The following is a 17,970-nucleotide window of genomic DNA, read 5'->3' on the forward strand; positions in this document are numbered from 1 at the left end:
TCTGAATGATCCTAGAATAATAACCAATTAACTAATACTAAAGATGCTACAAATCTACGAAAAAATAGCAGAAAAAATAGCTCATAAGCGGGTCTTTCTCACTTTTTTAAGTCTTATTCTTATACAGACTTTCGCTTTGGCTCAAAATGATAGTAAAATAACTATCCAGCAAAAGAACATCACTGTCATTGATGCCTTAAAGACTGTGGAAAAACAGTCCAAAAAGTCTATAAATTATAGTGATTCCGAATTAAAAGGAAAAGTAATAGCCCAGTTAAACTTGCAGAATGCATCCCTCGAAACCGCACTCGATACCATTTTAAAAGGGACAGGCTTTTCATTCCAGATTCAAGGTAACTACATCATAATAACTGAAAAGAAGCCTGTAGTTACGCAAACCCTTAAAAATATCAAAGGAAAGGTTACCGATGAAAGCGGTGAACCGTTGATTGGAGTAAATATATCTGTGGATGGTAGTTCTACAGGTACGATTACCGATTTCGATGGTAACTTTACGATCAAAGCGGCAGAAAAATCGATTCTCAAAGTATCTTATATCGGATATGCTACACAGACAATTCCTGTCTCCAAGAAAGATTTTTATCCGGTTGTAATGAAGCAGGATACCGAAGTGCTCGATGAAGTTGTTGTGACGGCATTGGGTATCAAACGCGCAGAAAAGGCGTTGTCTTACAATGTACAACAAGTCAAGGGAGATGCTTTGACTACGGTAAAAGATGCTAACTTTGTAAACTCGTTGAACGGTAAGATAGCCGGAGTGAGTATTAATAAAAGCGCTAGTGGAGTTGGTGGTGCGACACGTGTTGTAATGCGTGGTGCAAAATCTATCGAAGGTGATAACAATGCTTTGTATGTGGTGGACGGTATTCCTTTGTTCAATACCAATATGGGAAATACCGACAGTGGTATTATGGGTGAAGGTAAGGCCGGAACAGAAGGAATCGCCGACTTCAATCCCGAAGATATTGAAAGCCTTTCTGTTTTGAGTGGTCCTTCGGCTGCCGCGCTGTATGGTAGTAGTGCTGCCAACGGTGTAATTTTGATTACCACTAAAAAAGGAAAAGAAGGAAAACTTTCAGTGCAGTTCTCTTCTTCTTCAGAGTTCAGCAAAGCTTATATGACTCCTGAGTTTCAAAATACGTATGGTAACAAAAAAGATATGTATGAAAGCTGGGGTGAGAAACTTTTGACTCCTACAAGTTATGATCCTAAGAAGGATTTCTTTAATACCGGAACAAACTTTATTAATTCGGTTACGTTGACCACCGGTACGAAATCGAATCAGACTTTTGCTTCTGTTTCTTCTACCAATTCCAAAGGTATTGTGCCTAATAATGAATATGAACGTTTGAATTTCACAATCCGTAATACGGCAACTTTCCTTAATGATAAATTACAACTTGATTTAGGTGCGTCGTATGTGAAACAGAAAGACAAGAATATGGTATCGCAAGGACAATATTGGAATCCGGTGATGGCCGCCTATTTGTTCCCTCGTGGTGAAGACTTTGATGGAATTAAGTCATTCGAGCATTTCGATGAAAGCCGTCAACTTCCGGTTCAGTATTGGCCGGTGGCAGATCCGGTATATGCTTCACAGAACCCTTACTGGACTGCTTATCGCAATGTAGCTACGAATGAAAAGAGTCGTTATATGTTCAACGTAGGGTTGACTTATAATATTACCGATTGGTTGAATGCGGCAGCCCGTTTCAGAATGGATGACACACATGTATTGTTTGAACGCAAGATTTACGCTTCATCCGACGATAAATTTGCGGAAGGCAAGAAAGGACTGTATGGATACAATAACTATGAAGACCGTCAGGAATATGCCGACTTTATGTTGAACGTAAATAAACATATAGCTGATTTCAGTATTTCTGCCAATGCGGGTTGGAACTATTCTAACTATTGGGCATTGGAGAGAGGATACAAAGGGACATTATTGGGAGTGCCCAATAAATTTGCGGCTTCTAATATCGATCCGGCTAATGGTCGTATTTCAGAAAAGGGTGGTGATAGTCGTGTACGTAATCATGCTGTTTTTGCCAATTTGGAACTTGGTTGGAAGAGTATGCTTTATTTGACGCTGACCGGACGTAATGACTGGAATTCACGTTTGGTGAATACCGATGAAGAATCTTTCTTCTATCCCTCAATCGGTCTGTCCGGGATTATTTCCGAGATGGTCAAATTGCCCGAATTTATCTCTTACCTGAAAGTTCGCGGTTCGTATACGGAAGTCGGTGCGCCTGTATCCCGTTCGGGACTGACTCCGGGTACGGTAACTACCCCTATTGTGGGTGGTGCATTAGATCCTACCGGTATCTATCCGTTTACAGATTTCAAGGCAGAACGTACAAAGTCATACGAATTTGGATTAAGTCTGAAGTTGTGGAATAAATTAAGTGCGGAGGTAACCTACTATCATTCTAATACATACAATCAGACCTTCTTGGGTGATCTTCCGGAATTTACCGGATACAAGCAGATTTATTTGCAGGCCGGTAATGTGGGAAATCGTGGTTGGGAGGCTTCATTAAGCTATTCCGATCAGTTTAAGTTCGGATTAGGAGTCTCTTCAACATTGACATTCTCTCGTAATATAAACGAGATTAAGGAGATGGTTGAAAACTATCATACGGATTTGATGGATGAACCGATTAATATTCCGGAGGTTTTGAAGGATGGTGGTCGTGTCATCTTGAAAGAAGGTGGAAGTATTCACGATATTTATGCCAACACCTTCTTAAAGAAAGACCACTTGGGATATGTTGAGGTAAAGAGCGATGGAACCTTTGGAATGGAAAAGGGGGAACCCGTTTATTTGGGAAAAACTTCTCCTGATTTCAATATGGGATGGAGTAATATGTTGACATACAAAGGCTTTGGGCTCGGATTCCAGATCAACGGACGTTTTGGTGGCGTGGTGACCTCTTCTACAGAGGCATTGCTCGATCGTTTCGGTGTGTCCAAACGTTCGGCTGAGGCTCGTGAAGCGGGAGGCGTATTGTTGAAGGGACAAGGTCTGGTAGACGCGAAGTCTTATTATCAGATGACAGGTACGGGAAATTATGAAACTTCCGGTTACTATGTATACAGTGCCACCAATATTCGTTTGCAAGAACTTACCTTTAGCTATACTATGCCTAATAAGTGGTTTGGTAACGTGTTGAAAGATGTTACAGTTTCGTTTATAGCCAACAATCCTTGGATGTTGTATTGCGAAGCTCCGTTCGATCCGGAACTGACTCCTTCCACTAGTACTTACGGACAAGGTAATGATTATTTTATGCAACCGAGTGTTCGTAGCTTTGGTTTCGGTATTAAATTTAAATTATAATACACCTTCTTTATTATGAGAAAAATGAATCAGTTTAAACTATTAGCGGTGATATGCGCAATGGCGCTATTTGCCTCATGCAATTTTGAAGAAATCAATACCAACCAATTTGAGATGAGCGACGGAGAAGGTGCGATGGATGGTTTTGAAGTCGGAGGGCTGATTACAGCTATGCAACGGACAGTGATTCCCGTAGGCACACAGGCTGATGATACAGATGTTATCAATGAATATCAAATAGCTTATCATCTATCGGCCGATAATTGGAGTGGATTTTTTGGCGAGAACAACAGTAACGGTTGGAACGCAGGTAGTAACAATACTACTTATTATTTGTTGGACAATTGGATAAAAGCGACCTATACACAGTCCTATACCAATGCTCTTGATCCTTGGAAGAAATTGAAAATAGCGTCCGAAAAAAATGGTACGCCCGAAGTCTTTGCTTTGGCTCAAATTCTGAAGATTTCCGCTTGGCACAAGACACTTGAAAGTTTCGGTCCGATGCCTTATTCTCATGCGGCGGACGCTACAATGAACATTCCATTCGATTCGGAGAAGGATGTTTATGAAGCTATGTTTCAGGATTTGACTGCTGCCATTGCCGTATTGACGGAAAAAGCTGAAAATGGGGTGAATGTGATGGGAGCTTATGATGCGGTATATGCCGGAGATGCTACTAAATGGGTGAAATACGGCAATTCGCTGATGCTTCGTTTGGCTATGCGTGTCCGCTTCGCTAATGCGGAACTGGCGAAAAAATATGCTACTCAAGCAGTAAATCATTCTATCGGTGTGATGACGGCTAAGGATGATGCGGCCCAAATGAGTCAAGGAGCAGGCATGACTTTCCGCAACAACATTGAATGGCTGGCAGGCAACTATAATGAAGCTCGTATGGGTTCTTCCATTTTTTCTTATCTGATGGGATATGAAGACCCGCGTTTGAGTGTTTATTTTTTGCCGATGGATGGTAATACCTCTTATGGTGTTGAGGCTTTCGACGGAAAAACATATCAAGCGGTGCCGGCAGGGCATGCCAATGCGCAGAATGATATCTACAAATCTTGCTCAAAGCCCAATATTCAAAGTGGGACTCCTACATATTGGCTGCGTGCGTCGGAAGTTTATTTTTTGCGTGCGGAAGCAGCTTTAGTCTGGGAAGGTTTCGGTAGTGCGGATTCATGGTATAAACAGGGCATTGATATGTCTTTTCAGGAGAATGGCGTGACCGATCCTGTAGATGATTATATGAATTCCAATTTGTCACCTCGGGCATTTGTGTTTTCCCATTATCAGTATGGGCAAACACTTTCTGCTCCGTGTGAGACTACTGCCAAGTTTGAAGGAACAACTGAGCAGAAGTTGGAAAAGATTATGATTCAGAAGTGGATTGCTTTGTTTCCTAACGGACAGGAAGCGTGGACGGAATGGAGAAGAACCGGTTATCCGAAGTTGAATGTCATTAAGACTTTGAAAGGAGCAGTGCAAGGCGCAACTCTTGAGGGCGGTATTCGCCGTATGATTTATCCCACCAGTTTTTCTCAGACTAACGAGGGAAAGGCTATCTATGAAGCAGCCTTGAAGTTGTTCAATAACGGTGCCGGTGGCGAAGATAGGTCTTCTACCCGTTTGTGGTGGGATTGTAAGAGATAACCTACATGTATCATTTTAATACAGATGAAAAATATGAAATCATTAAGAAAATTGTTATATATTATTCCATTGACAGGCATGATGGTAACTTCTTGCATGGATGTGGAGAATATTGAGATAGACCATATAGGCGGGTATGCCACAATGAACAATGCGGAGAGTGAGGCATATTATGCCAATCTGCGTGCCTATAAGGCGACTGCCTGGAATTACAATCGTCCCGTAGCTTTCGGATGGTATTCCAATTGGGCGCCTGCTGGAGCTTATCGAAGAGGATATCTTTCTGCTATGCCCGATAGTATGGATTTTGTTTCTATGTGGAGTGGCGCTCCAGGACGTTATGAAATCACTCCGGAGCAGAAAGCTGATAAAGAGTTTGTGCAAAAGGTGAAAGGAACGAAACTGTTGCAGGTAAGTCTGCTTTCTTATCTTGGTAAGGGTGCGACACCAAATTCGGTATACCTCGAAGTGGAAAAACAAGCGGAGGAAGAAGGCTGGTCGGCGGCTCAATTGGAAACGGCGAAGAAACAAGCCCGTTGGAAATATTGGGGATTTGAAGGTCAGTTTGAAAGTGAAAACCATTATGCATGTCTGGCGAAGTTTGCCAAAGCTCTGTGCGATTCTTTGTATGCAAACGAATGGGACGGTTATGATGTAGACTGGGAAATCGGTAGTGGTGTGTTTGATATGGATGGCACATTGAGTCAGAACAAGCATTTGATTCATTTGGTTAAAGAGATGAACAATTACATTGGCCCGAAAAGCGATCCGGAAGGTAAAGGACATAAAATGATCTGTATTGATGGAAATATTTATGGGCTTACCAGTGAATTGGATGAGTATGTCGATTATTGGATTATACAAAGTTATGGTAGTTCCAACCCCAATTTAGATGGTTATGGCGTTGATCCTAAGAAAATAATCTGTACTGAAAACTTTGAAAAGTATGCCACAAATGGAGGTCAATTGCTGAGACAGGCTGCTGCTATGCCGCGGAAAGGTTATAAAGGTGGAGTAGGAGCTTATCGCTTCGATAATGATTATGACAATACACCAAATTATAAATGGATGCGTCAGGCTATTCAAATCAATCAGCGGGTTTTCAATGAATGGAAAGCGAAACAAAACGAAGCGGAAAATAAACCGCAGGAATAAGTGGATTTATAAAATTCTAAAACAGTAAAAAGATGATGAATAAACATATATTCTATTATTTGATGGTAGGTAGTATGGCATTATTGTTGGGCGCTTGCAACGACAGCATGAATGACCTGCTGGAGCCTAAGGTTTATTTCGAAAGCAAGGAATATAATTTCTCGGTGGAAGATGAGATGGATGTAATGACATTTGATCTGGTTTCAAGACTCTCGTCAGCAACTTCCTCTCAGGTAGACGTATCATATAGTGTAGCCGAACCAAGTGTAGTAGACGAATACAATGCAAAGTATGGCACAAATTATGAGATGCTTGATGTTTCGCAGGTAAAGCTAAGCAGTACGACATCTTCTATTTCGAGTGGAAAATTGTATGCGAATAATGTAGAAGTCGAACTTTCCGGGTTAGAAGCCTTGAAAGCCGGGAACTCGTATGTTTTGCCTATGCGGGTACATTCGTCTTCGGTGTCGACTCTTTCCGGAACAAACATTGCATATTTCTTTTTCTCCAAACCGTTGAAAATTACCAAAGCTGGTAATTTCAGTAATCACTATATTTCTGTGAAGTTCCCTGTCGGTACTTTCTTCTCGTCATTCACTTACGAAGCATTGATTAATGTGGATTATTTCCTCGATAATAATACGATTATGGGAACCGAAGGTGTGATGATTCTCCGTATCGGTGATGCGGGAGGAGGAATTACTCCTAAAGATTATTTGGAAGTGGCCGGAGGACAGAACTACCGTGTAACGAAACCGTTGTTAACAAATCGTTGGTATCATGTAGCGTTGACTTATGATCAACCGACAGGAAAAACCGGCATTTATGTAAATGGTGAAAAATGGGCTGGTTCAGATTGGGGTATTGACGGTTTTGATCCGAATTCGGATATGGGTTTTTATATTGGTAGAATCTATGGTTTCAAATGGGGTGAACGTCCATTCCATGGTAAAATGAGTGAAGTCCGTGTTTGGAGTGTAGCCCGTACGGAAAATCAACTTAAGCAGAATATGCTGGGGGTTGACCCTGCTTCAGAAGGCTTGGCACTTTATTATAAACTAGACGGATCGGAGACTCAGGAAGGTGGAGTTATCAAAGATGCCACAGGGCGTATAAACGGTACTACAAATGGAATTACTATTAAGACGTTGGATGCTCCGATAGCTATTAATTAATGGAACACACAAATTTGTGAGAGTTTTGCTCTTTGCATTTTTGAATATGAGTGAAAGCCTGCTTACTGAAAAGATAATATTCTTTTGGTAAGCAGGTTTCTTTTATTTATGTTTGTTTTATGAAGAAGTTACTATTTATCCTGTTTATATCTTTTTCATCTAAATGTTTTTCTCAGTACATCAGAAGGGGATTTAATGCTGACGTGCAAATTATAATCAGCACCCCTTTTCTTCTTTATATGAAAAAGGAATTTTAGCCAAATTTAAATTTTCTCTAAAAAGTTTTCTTATTATAAGTAAAATGCATTCCTTTGCAGCGTTTAATACTTATGGATATACTGGCGAATGGCTCAAATCAACTTCAACTCGATATATACTGCATATTATAGGAAAGCCTTCCTATTTACCTTGTCCTATGTCCATAATGACTTAGTAGCAGAAGATATTGTATCAGAAGCCATTATCCATTTATGGGAACTAAGTAAAGAACGGGAAATCCCAAGTGTTGAAGCGATCTTAATTACTTATATTCGCAGCAAATCACTCAATTACCTGAAACATATACAATCACAGGAGAATGTTTTTCAAACTTTGCTTGATAAGGGACAGCGTGAATTGGAAATTCGTATATCAACATTGGAAGCCTGTGATCCGAAGGAAATATTATCAGAGGAATTACGGGCAAAAGTGCATGCATTATTGGAGAGTATGCCAGAAAAAACTCGTACTGCTTTCATCCGCGATCGCCTGGATGGAAAATCCCATAAAGAAATAGCCGAAGAACTGGGCATTAGTGTAAAAGGAGTAGAATATCATATCAGCAGAGCAGTTAAAATACTGCGTGATAATCTAAAAGATTATGCTCCATTCCTTTTCTTTTTCATCTGAAAAGAAGGAAAATACCTCCTTGCTTGCTATTTTTTTTAAGCAATAATAAAAAAAATCACATTTCTTACTAGAGAATCTCTTTAGTGAGTGGTATTCTTAATGAAAGGGGAATAATACTCCTATTCTCATTACTCATAAATTATTTATTGTATGGATAAGGAATTACTATTAAAATATATTGCAGGCAAGGCATCCCAAAAGGAAAAGGAAGACGTTGCTACATGGATTGATGCAGATGCAGCCAATCTTAAAGAATTCATTTCTCTTCGTAAGAGTTATGATGCATTCATCTGGCAAGACACAGGCGCATTCTCAAAGAAGACAAAAAAGACAATTTCATTGCATCCTGTTACACAACGAATCTTGCGGATTGCGGCAGTGTTTGTCGTAGCTTTCGGATTAAGTTATGCAATGATACAGGTTCTCCAAAAAGAGGATATAGAAATGCAGACTGTTTATGTGCCAGCCGGACAACGCACATTCGTGACACTTGCTGACGGAACTACAGTATGGGTAAATGGAAAAAGTACATTGACTTTCCCGAGCCATTTCTCTTCCCGTACACGTACTGTGGAACTTGATGGAGAAGCCTATTTTGATGTCCGGAAAAATCCGGAAAAACAGTTCATAGTCTCTACCGCTCACCAGTCTGCCATAAAAGTTCTGGGTACAAAATTCAATGTAAAGGCATACAAAGAAGCAGATGAGGTAATTACTACTTTAGTTGAAGGGAAAGTTAATTTTGAATTCAACAATGCCAGTCAACAACCGCAGTATATTGTGATGGCTCCGGGACAGAAACTGGTCTATTATTCCCAGAATGGAAAGACGGAACTCTATACGACTTCCGGCGAGAGAGAACTTTCATGGAAAGATGGCAAAATCATTTTCCGTCAAACGTCATTACGGGATGCACTGGATATCTTGGCAGATAGATACAATGCCGAATTTGTCATACAGGAGAATGTACCTTATGACGACTCATTCTCCGGGACATTTACTAACCGGAATCTGGAACAGGTACTTAATTTTATCAGTGCCTCCTCGAAAGTTCGTTGGCGTTATCTGAATAATAACGCAGATGCCGGTAAAGAGAAAATAAAGATAGAGATATTTATTTAGTACTAAAAGATAAAAACCTTAATTCCCAAAAACTTATTGCCATGAAAAACAAAGATCCCTAGCAACCAAAAAAATACGGGATGATATTGGCCGTATCCTCCCGTATGAGCTTCAGTAATTGTGAACCTACTTGTTTCCCGACAAGTATAACTACCAATTTTCTAATTAAACTCGTTACAAATTTATGCAAAATTATTGTATCGTCCAATTTCTTGGAGGATTAAAGTCTATTAGACGGACCTTAAAGGAAATATCATTGGCTATGAAATTACTATTTATACTCCTTATTTGTTCAGCCGGACTAGCGTATGCATCAGATGGATATGCGCAAAAAACTTCTATCACTTTACGGGTTAACGATTGTACTATAGAAGAAGTGCTGCACAAGATTGAACGTGAATCTGGATTCAGCTTTTTTATAAATAGCAAGAATCTTAACCTTAATCGCCGGGTATCGGTTTCAGCTTCCGAGAAGAATATTTTTCAGGTGTTGGAACAGGTCTTTGCAGGTACAAATGTCGAATATAAAATATTGGATAATAAGATTGTACTGACGGCTAAAGAAACGAAAGTAACTCAACAAAAAACAAAACCCGTTGCAGGTACGGTAAAAGACAAGAATGGCGAACCGCTGATTGGGGTCTCTATTATGGAGAAAGGAACCACTAACGGAACAGTGACCGATCTTGACGGAAACTATACATTGACCACACAGACTGCCAGCCCGGTATTGCTATTCTCATATGTGGGTTATCAGAAAAAGGAATTGCCTGTCTCCGGTCCGGTATTGAATGTCACCTTGGAAGATGATTCGCAAGTGTTGAACGAAGTGGTGGTTACCGCTCTTGGTATTCGTAAAGAGGCGAAAGCACTTTCTTATAATGTCCAAGAAGTTTCTGCCAGTGAAATTGTCGGCGTCAAGGATGCCAATTTCGTAAATAGCTTGTCCGGTAAGATAGCAGGTGTTGTCATCAACTCCAGCTCATCCGGTATCGGTGGTGGAGCTAAGGTGGTGATGCGTGGTGCGAAATCTCTATCCGGGAATAATAACGCCCTGTATGTAATCGATGGTATTCCGATGCCTTCGTTGGAAACAACACAACCGGACGACTTTATGACCGGTATGGGCCAATCCGGTGACGGTGCTTCCATGATTAACCCCGAAGATATTGAAACTATGTCTGTGTTGAGTGGTGCTGCCGCTTCCGCACTCTATGGTAGTGATGCCGCCAACGGTGTTATCATGATTACCACAAAGAAAGGATCGAAAGATAAGCTTCGTGTCAACTATGCCAATAATACCTCATTCTTCAATCCGTTTGTAACTCCGGAATTTCAAAACACTTATGGTGCAACTACGGGAGAAATAAGAAGCTGGGGACAGAAATTGGGACAAGCCAGCAGTTACGATCCGTTGGACTTCTATCAGACCGGATGGAACGAAACCAACTCTTTAACCATCAGTAATGGTAATGAGAAGAACCAGATATTCCTTTCTATGGCTGCTACCAATGCGGCAGGTATTGTTCCGAACAACACGTTGGATCGCTACAATTTCACTATCCGTAATACGACTAGCATGCTCAATGATCGTCTGCGTCTCGACCTAAGCGCAAGCTATATGAATGTGCGTGAACAGAACATGGTGTCACAGGGACAGTATTTCAATCCGATTGTTCCTATCTATCTGATGTCGCCGAGCTATAGTTTGGAAATGCTTCAGCAGTTTGAAATGTACAACGAAGCCCGTAACTTCAAAACACAATACTGGCCTTGGGGTAATCAGGGTATTGCCATGCAGAACCCCTATTGGATTGTCAATCGCGACAATTTTATCAATCACAAGAACCGTTTCCTCATGAGTGGAGGTTTGAGTTTCGAAATCATGAAAGGCATTACATTAGGTGCGCGTGCCAAAATGGATTATACGTCGGCTCTGTACGAAAAGAAATACGCTGCATCTACCGATAATATTTTCTGCCAGAAATTTGGAGGATATTATAAAGGTGATGCATCCACTCGTCAACTTTATGGCGATGTGATGCTGAATATCGACAAATATTTCGGTGACTTCTCGCTGACCGCTACACTAGGTACCAGTATTCAGGATGTCAACTACCAGTATTACGATGTGGGAGGTAGCTTGAATTCTGTGGCAGACGGATTTACAATGCTCAACCTGATGCAGTCTGCCGTGAAATTCCAGCAGGATGGTTATCATGACCAGACGCAATCCATCTTTGCTACAGCACAGCTGGGTTGGAAGAGCAAACTTTACTTGGACGTAACAGGACGTGTTGACTGGTCATCTGCTTTGGCATGGACCGATACGAAGTCGGTTGCTTACCCGTCGGTGGGTGTTTCTGCTATCTTGACAGAGTTACTACCCATCAAGAACAATGTGCTCACCTTCTTGAAGGTACGCGGCTCATACAGTGAGGTAGGTAATGCTCCTACACGCTACATCGCTTATCAGACTTACCCATACGAATCGGCTTCTCCCGTCACGGCTACCACATATCCCAATACGGATATCAAGCCGGAGCGTACCAAGGCTTGGGAAGTCGGTTTGCAGTCTCATCTTTGGAATGATAGATTGGAGCTGAACGTTTCTCTCTATAAGACATCTACTTACAACCAATTATTCAACCCATCGATTTCCGCTTCTTCCGGTTATTCTTCTATTTATATCAATGGCGGACAAGTGGATAACAAAGGTATCGAGGCAAGTCTGACATTAAACCAACCGCTCGGACCGGTAAAATGGAACTCTACGTTTACTTATACCATCAATCGCAATAAGATTAAAAAACTGTTGAAACCGACTACTTTATCGAGTGGAGAAATTGTCAAACAGGATATGATGGATTTGGGCGGATTGGAAATTGTGAATTCGCGTCTCTTTGAAGGTGGCTCTATTGGTGACTTGTACGTGACTGCACTTCGCACCGACTCCCATGGATATATTGACGTAGACTATGTCAACAATACAGTAGCTATAGACAACAAGGCGGGCGAACGCCAGGACGGATGGATTTATGCCGGTAACTCGCAAGCTAAGTATATGATGGGATGGCGCAACTCATTCTCATGGAAGGGTTTGACATTGAGCTGTCTGGTTAATGCACGTATTGGTGGTATTGTTGTCTCACAGACACAGGCGATGATGGATGCTTACGGTGTTTCTACAGCTACTGCTGAGGCACGCGACTTGGGCTATGTGCTGATTGACGGTTATAAAGTACCCGCTGTACAGAAGTATTATAGTACTGTAGGAAGTGGTGTCGGCTCTATGTATGTTTATAGTGCGACAAACGTTCGCCTTGCAGAGTTGTCTCTCGGTTATGATATCCCTGTTCAGAAGTGGGTTCCTTGGATACAGGGCATGAATGTAGCCTTCACGGGACGTAACCTGCTGATGTTCTATTGCAAAGCTCCTTTCGACCCTGAACTGACGGCAAGTACAGGCACGCATTTCAGCGGAATGGACTACTTTATGTTGCCGAGCTTACGCAATTTAGGTTTCTCTGTTAAACTCAATTTCTAAAGAATCGATAAGATGAAACATATATTAAAATGCATGAAAGTGTTCAATGGTGTGTTGCTTGCCGGAGGCTTGTTGTTTACCGCTTGTACCGACCATTATGAAAGTTGGAATATCAATCCGAATGAAGTAACTCCCGAGCAGATGGAACGCGATAATCTCCTGACGGGAGCCTATTTCACGCAGATGGAAAGAGGTATTTTCGTAGTAGGTAAAGACAAAGGTGGCTTGTTTGAGGAGACTCAAATGCTGACCGGTGATATTTTTGCCAGCTACTGTGCTCCTATTAAAACATGGAACTATGCCGGAGAGCAGGACAACGATTGTTACAAACTCTATCCGCAGTGGTACAACTCTCCGTTTAGCACCGCTTATACAGAGGTGATGCAGCCATGGCGGAAAGTCGTGGATTGTACTAGTGAAACATCCCCCGCACGCGCTATGGCTACTATTGTCAAGGTGTTCGGTATGAGTCGTATTACAGATAAGTATGGTCCCATCCCTTATTCAAAGTTTGGTACCGGCATTCAAGTAGCCTACGATAGCCAAAAGGATGTATATTATCGTTTCTTTGAAGAATTGTCAAATGCCATTGAGGTGCTCACCAGCTACAACAGTCGTACTTCCGAGCCTTACTTGGAAGACTATGACTATATTTACAATGGTAATGTGGCGAATTGGATAAAGTTTGCTAATACTCTCCGTCTCCGTCTGGCAATGCGTATTTCTTATGTGGATCAGACAAAGGCCCTGGATGAAGCTAAAGCAGCAATAGATCATACTATCGGGTTAATGACTTCCGTTAGTGACAATGCCGTTTTGAAACAGTCTGTATCCTTCTCTTTCATTAATGAGTGGTGGGAAGCATTTGAAAGTTTCAATGATTTTCGAATGAGTGCCACTATGGATTGTTATTTGAAAGGCTTACAGGATCCGCGTTTGGCATCTTACTTCAAGGTTGCGAAGAAAGATGGAGCATATCATGGAGTCCGTAATGGACAAACCAGCCGTAGTCAGGGCACTTTGTCTGAAGCAGCGTCTAGCATGAACGTAGGACAGGCTAGCTCTATCCTCTGGATGGATGCCGCTGAAACATATTTCCTTTTGGCTGAAGCTAAACTGCGTTTAAACTTGGGAGATAAGACTGTGAAGGAATATTACGAAGAAGGTGTGAAGACCTCTTTTTCTTCCAAAGGTGCTTCCGGTGCGGAGAGTTATCTTGATAATGATGTAAATGTACCATCAACTTCATTCATTGATCCGACAAACGGACGTAATACCGATGTAAGTCGTATGGTTTCGACTTTGACAGTGAAGTGGGATGAATCGGCTTCTCCTGATAAGAAACTCGAGCGCATTATGGTGCAGAAATGGATTGCTCTTTTCCCGGACGGGCAAGAAGCGTGGAGCGAGATGCGGCGTACTGGTTATCCCGGCATTGTGACTATCAACACAAATGCTTCCGGTGGAGAAGTTGCCACTGGAGAGCTTATCAGCCGTTTGAAGTTCCCTACGAAGGAATATTCTGACAATGGCGAGAACACACAAGCTGCTGTTTCCCTGTTGAAAGGCACGGATATTGCCGGCACACGTCTTTGGTGGGATGTGAAAAGGTGATCAGATATATAATGTAGAACAATCTAACTAAGTAATCAGAATATGAAAACAATGAAATACATATTGGCCGCACTGACTGTGGGCGGTATGATGGCCTCATGTAATACAGACATAGAGTCGTTGACCATTCAGCGACCACTGACTTGCGACGACCAATACTACCAGAACTTACGCGACTACAAAGCGAGCGAGCACGAAATTGCTTTCGGATGGTTTGCACAGTATGGAGCGCAGAACTCTGCCGCTGTTCGTTTTATGGGATTACCTGACAGCCTTGATATTTGCTCTATGTGGGGTGGCATTCCGGCAACAGAAAATACGGAGATTTGGGAAGAAATCCGCTTCGTGCAGAAAGTGAAAGGAACCAAGATGCTTTGTGTGGCAATCACCCGTATCGATGCGGAAACAGATGACCATGCTTTCAAGCAGGCTTACAATGAAGCGAAGGCAATGCCGAGTGGTGAAGAACGGACTGCCGCACTCAATCGTTCTTTTGAAATGTATGCCGAATATTTCCTCGATCAGGTATTTCTGAACGATCTCGACGGTTTTGATGCGGACTATGAGCCGGAAGGTGACTTCTTGAGTGGCTCTAACTTTGAATATTTTTACAAACACATGGCAAAGTACATGGGACCGAATCCGGACATCACTAAGGAAGAACGTTTACAGCTCATCGAAGAACGCTATGGTAAAGAAATCGCTTCACAGGAAGGTATCTGTGATAAAATGCTCAATATCGACCAGACCAGTACCAGCATGACTAGCCTTATCCCGTATAGTAACTATTGCTTCCTTCAAGCTTATGGCGGTGGTACGGGAGCAGGCGGATGGCCTGATGAAAAAGTGGTGTACTGTTGCAATATGGGTGATAACTGGCAGGGAGATATGCAGTCTATGTACAACCAGGCACGCTACAAGCCCGCGAACGGCAAGCGTAAAGGTGGCTTTGGCGCATTCTTTATCCATCGTGACTATAATGTACATGAATACAATCCTGAACCTTACTATCGGTTCCGTCAGTGTATTCAAATACAGAATCCGGCTATCCATTAATTAACCTTTTAATGAAAGATGACAATGAAAAGTAGAAAAAATCTATTTTATATAGGTATGTTCGCCCTCTGTGGCATCGGTCTTGCCGCTTGTGGTGACGATGAGGCTTATGATGTTTATGGCGATCCATTTAACCGGGTATACACACTGGATAACTCTAAAACATACAAGATTGTGCAGACTCCTATTAGTACGGTCAGCAACGTGGATTTTAAATGGCCGGTAAAATGCTCGAGGAAAGCAGACGGTACCATTAAAGTGGCAGTGGAAGTGGACAACTCTCTGATTGCTGCCTATAATGAAGAGCATGGTACCGAGTTTGAAGCTATGCCTGCCGGAGCCATCGTACTGGAAAATGCCGAGATGACTATCCCTGCCGGAGAAATGGTCGTTGCTGACACTGTGCATGTGAAACTGACAGATGACGTTAGCGTGCTTTCTACACTTAAGAGCGAAAAGGGATACATCATACCTTTACGCTTGGTGTCAGCAGAAGGTCCTAATACAGAATTGAGCACCAATATGGTAGTACCTTCTTTCCTGACCATTACCGTGACAGAAGACAATGTAAATCATGAGGCCACTGAAGCCGATGTTACTGGTACGTTGGTAGCTGATCAGACAGGATGGAGTGTGGAGGTGTTGAGTGGTAGCGGATCAAATCTTAACAGATGGTTCGACGGAAATCCTCAATCTACTGCTTCCATTTCCGATTGGTCGAATTATAAGGCAGCTTTTACAGTCGATATGGGCAAATCTTATACTTTTAATGCCATTGTGGCGTACAGGGGCAGTTCTTGGGGGGACTATAATTCCATCAATGCTGGAGCAAAGATTAGTACCAGCGATGACGGTACGAACTTCAAGAGTGCCGGCGAAGTGACCGATAGTTCCAGGTTTATCGTGTTCTATGCACCGTTGACCGCACGTTATATTCGTGTGGAGACAACCTCTTATTCTGTAAACTGTGGCGTATTTAATGTTTATGCTAAATAATAATTAAAACCATGAAGAAATATACACTTTTATCTTTATTGGCTTTGTTGCTCTGTGTATCAGGCTGCAAGACCGAACCGGATTACAGTGATGCCGTTTACATGACCGGTACGCTGACTTCATCGAACGTAAAATTTCTGGTAGAGGGACAGTCTACTTTAGGATTGACCGTGACCTCCACCGATAAAACGGAAACAGACGTGGCGGTAGGCGTACAGGTGGCTCCTCAATTACTGGAATCTTTCAACTCTTCTACCGGTCGTAACTGTCAAATGCCTCCTGAAGGCAGCTACAGTTTTGAAGGTGGTGAAGTGATAATTCCTGCCGGACAAAACCAGTCTACACAAATCAAAGTGACTGCTGATTCCGAGAAATTACAGGAAGGTGTATCTTACTGTCTTCCCGTAACTATAACTTCCGTATCAAACAGTGATCTGAAAGTTATGGAGAGTTCCCGCACTGCTTATGTCATGCTCACCAAAGTGATTGAAATTAAAGCCGCCTATTTGGCACGCCGGGGATATTTCAATATTCCTTCGTTTGGTGATCAGGAAAATAGCCCGGTGAAAGCACTCGGGCAGATGACATTGGAAATGAAAGTACTTCCTAAGTCTTTCCCTGTTGGGCAGGAAAAGAGTGCCAGTGGCATTAGTTCATTATGCGGATGCGAAGAAAACTTCCTTTTCCGTTTTGGTGACGGTGCCGGTAATCCTGTGAATAAGTTGCAGTTTGTGAAAGGCTCCATCGGTGCGGCATCTCATCCCGATAAGAAAGACCACTATGAATCGTGGGTAGAAAAAGAATTCCCTACCGGACATTGGTTGCACTTTGCTGCCGTATACGACGGTCAGTATCTCCGTCTTTATCTGGACGGTGAGCAAATCCATTTCGTAGAGACCAAGAATGGCGGAACTATCAACTTGAGTATGGCTTATGATGGTCATACATGGAATGATGCATTTTCCATTGGCCGTTCAGCAGGTAATGCCCGTTTCTTCGATGGTTACATAAGCGAATGTCGCGTATGGAATGTGGCGCGTACATCCGCACAGATTGAGGATGGTGTTTGTTATGTGGACCCCACTAGCGAAGGGCTTGTTGCTTACTGGCGTTTTGATGGCGAAACGCAGGATGATGGTACGGTGCTTGATATGACAGGTCATGGCCACAATGCAGTGCCCGGTGGAACTATCACCTACGTAGACAACCAGAAATGTCCGTTCTAAAAGAGGTAAAATAGAGATTGTTCTTTAATACGATGAAGTCTGCTGTCGAATCGGTTTTGCTGTAAGGCATTGCGAGGGGGATGGCAGACTTCTCTTTTAAATAGCTTATTCGTATCTAAAAAAATAGTTATGCTAAGTAGAATCAGTAAATCACTATTGCTTACGGCT

The 17,970-nt window shown here is 42.2% G+C and carries 11 protein-coding genes; all 11 read left to right on the forward strand.

The window, feature by feature from the left end:
- The first annotated feature begins 43 nt into the window (after nt 1-43).
- The 11 genes from AB3G73_RS20405 to AB3G73_RS20455 all read left to right on the forward strand — a co-directional run bounded on the left by AB3G73_RS20405 (nt 44) and on the right by AB3G73_RS20455 (nt 17,802).
- Nucleotides 44-3,367, forward strand: a complete 3,324-nt coding sequence (locus AB3G73_RS20405) for a TonB-dependent receptor (protein WP_148363952.1) — start codon at nt 44-46, stop codon at nt 3,365-3,367.
- 15 nt (nt 3,368-3,382) lie between these two features.
- Entirely contained in the window at nt 3,383-5,023 is a 1,641-nt protein-coding gene (locus AB3G73_RS20410; RefSeq protein ID WP_117935555.1) for a SusD/RagB family nutrient-binding outer membrane lipoprotein, read from the forward strand.
- 33 nt (nt 5,024-5,056) lie between these two features.
- Nucleotides 5,057-6,178 carry a glycoside hydrolase family 18 gene (locus AB3G73_RS20415; RefSeq protein ID WP_217722896.1) on the forward strand — a complete coding sequence of 374 codons (1,122 nt, stop codon included), beginning with the start codon at nt 5,057-5,059 and terminating at the stop codon, nt 6,176-6,178.
- A gap of 32 nt (nt 6,179-6,210) precedes the next feature.
- The gene (locus AB3G73_RS20420) at nt 6,211-7,353 is read left to right on the forward strand and encodes a DUF1735 and LamG domain-containing protein (RefSeq protein ID WP_148363950.1); all 1,143 of its coding nucleotides are present in this window, start codon (nt 6,211-6,213) and stop codon (nt 7,351-7,353) included.
- A 345-nt stretch (nt 7,354-7,698) separates the two neighbouring features.
- Nucleotides 7,699-8,241: an RNA polymerase sigma-70 factor gene (locus AB3G73_RS20425; RefSeq protein ID WP_367745529.1), complete on the forward strand. Its 543-nt coding sequence runs from the start codon at nt 7,699-7,701 to the stop codon at nt 8,239-8,241.
- Between the two features lie 150 nt (nt 8,242-8,391).
- On the forward strand, nt 8,392-9,363 hold the full coding sequence (locus tag AB3G73_RS20430; RefSeq protein ID WP_298046030.1) for a FecR family protein: 972 nt from the start codon (nt 8,392-8,394) through the stop codon (nt 9,361-9,363).
- 184 nt (nt 9,364-9,547) lie between these two features.
- Complete coding sequence (locus tag AB3G73_RS20435; protein ID WP_217722898.1) at nt 9,548-12,910, forward strand: SusC/RagA family TonB-linked outer membrane protein; 3,363 nt, start codon at nt 9,548-9,550, stop codon at nt 12,908-12,910.
- A 12-nt stretch (nt 12,911-12,922) separates the two neighbouring features.
- Nucleotides 12,923-14,524 carry a SusD/RagB family nutrient-binding outer membrane lipoprotein gene (locus tag AB3G73_RS20440; RefSeq protein WP_217722899.1) on the forward strand — a complete coding sequence of 534 codons (1,602 nt, stop codon included), beginning with the start codon at nt 12,923-12,925 and terminating at the stop codon, nt 14,522-14,524.
- 51 nt (nt 14,525-14,575) lie between these two features.
- Nucleotides 14,576-15,580, forward strand: a complete 1,005-nt coding sequence (locus tag AB3G73_RS20445) for a glycoside hydrolase family 18 (RefSeq protein ID WP_367745530.1) — start codon at nt 14,576-14,578, stop codon at nt 15,578-15,580.
- Between the two features lie 24 nt (nt 15,581-15,604).
- Complete coding sequence (locus tag AB3G73_RS20450) at nt 15,605-16,576, forward strand: DUF1735 domain-containing protein (protein WP_367745532.1); 972 nt, start codon at nt 15,605-15,607, stop codon at nt 16,574-16,576.
- A gap of 11 nt (nt 16,577-16,587) precedes the next feature.
- Nucleotides 16,588-17,802 carry a DUF1735 and LamG domain-containing protein gene (locus tag AB3G73_RS20455; protein ID WP_367745533.1) on the forward strand — a complete coding sequence of 405 codons (1,215 nt, stop codon included), beginning with the start codon at nt 16,588-16,590 and terminating at the stop codon, nt 17,800-17,802.
- Nucleotides 17,803-17,970 lie beyond the last annotated feature (168 nt).

The sequence above is a fragment of the Bacteroides sp. L008 genome (assembly GCF_040812255.1).
GTDB lineage: Bacteria > Bacteroidota > Bacteroidia > Bacteroidales > Bacteroidaceae > Bacteroides > Bacteroides vicugnae.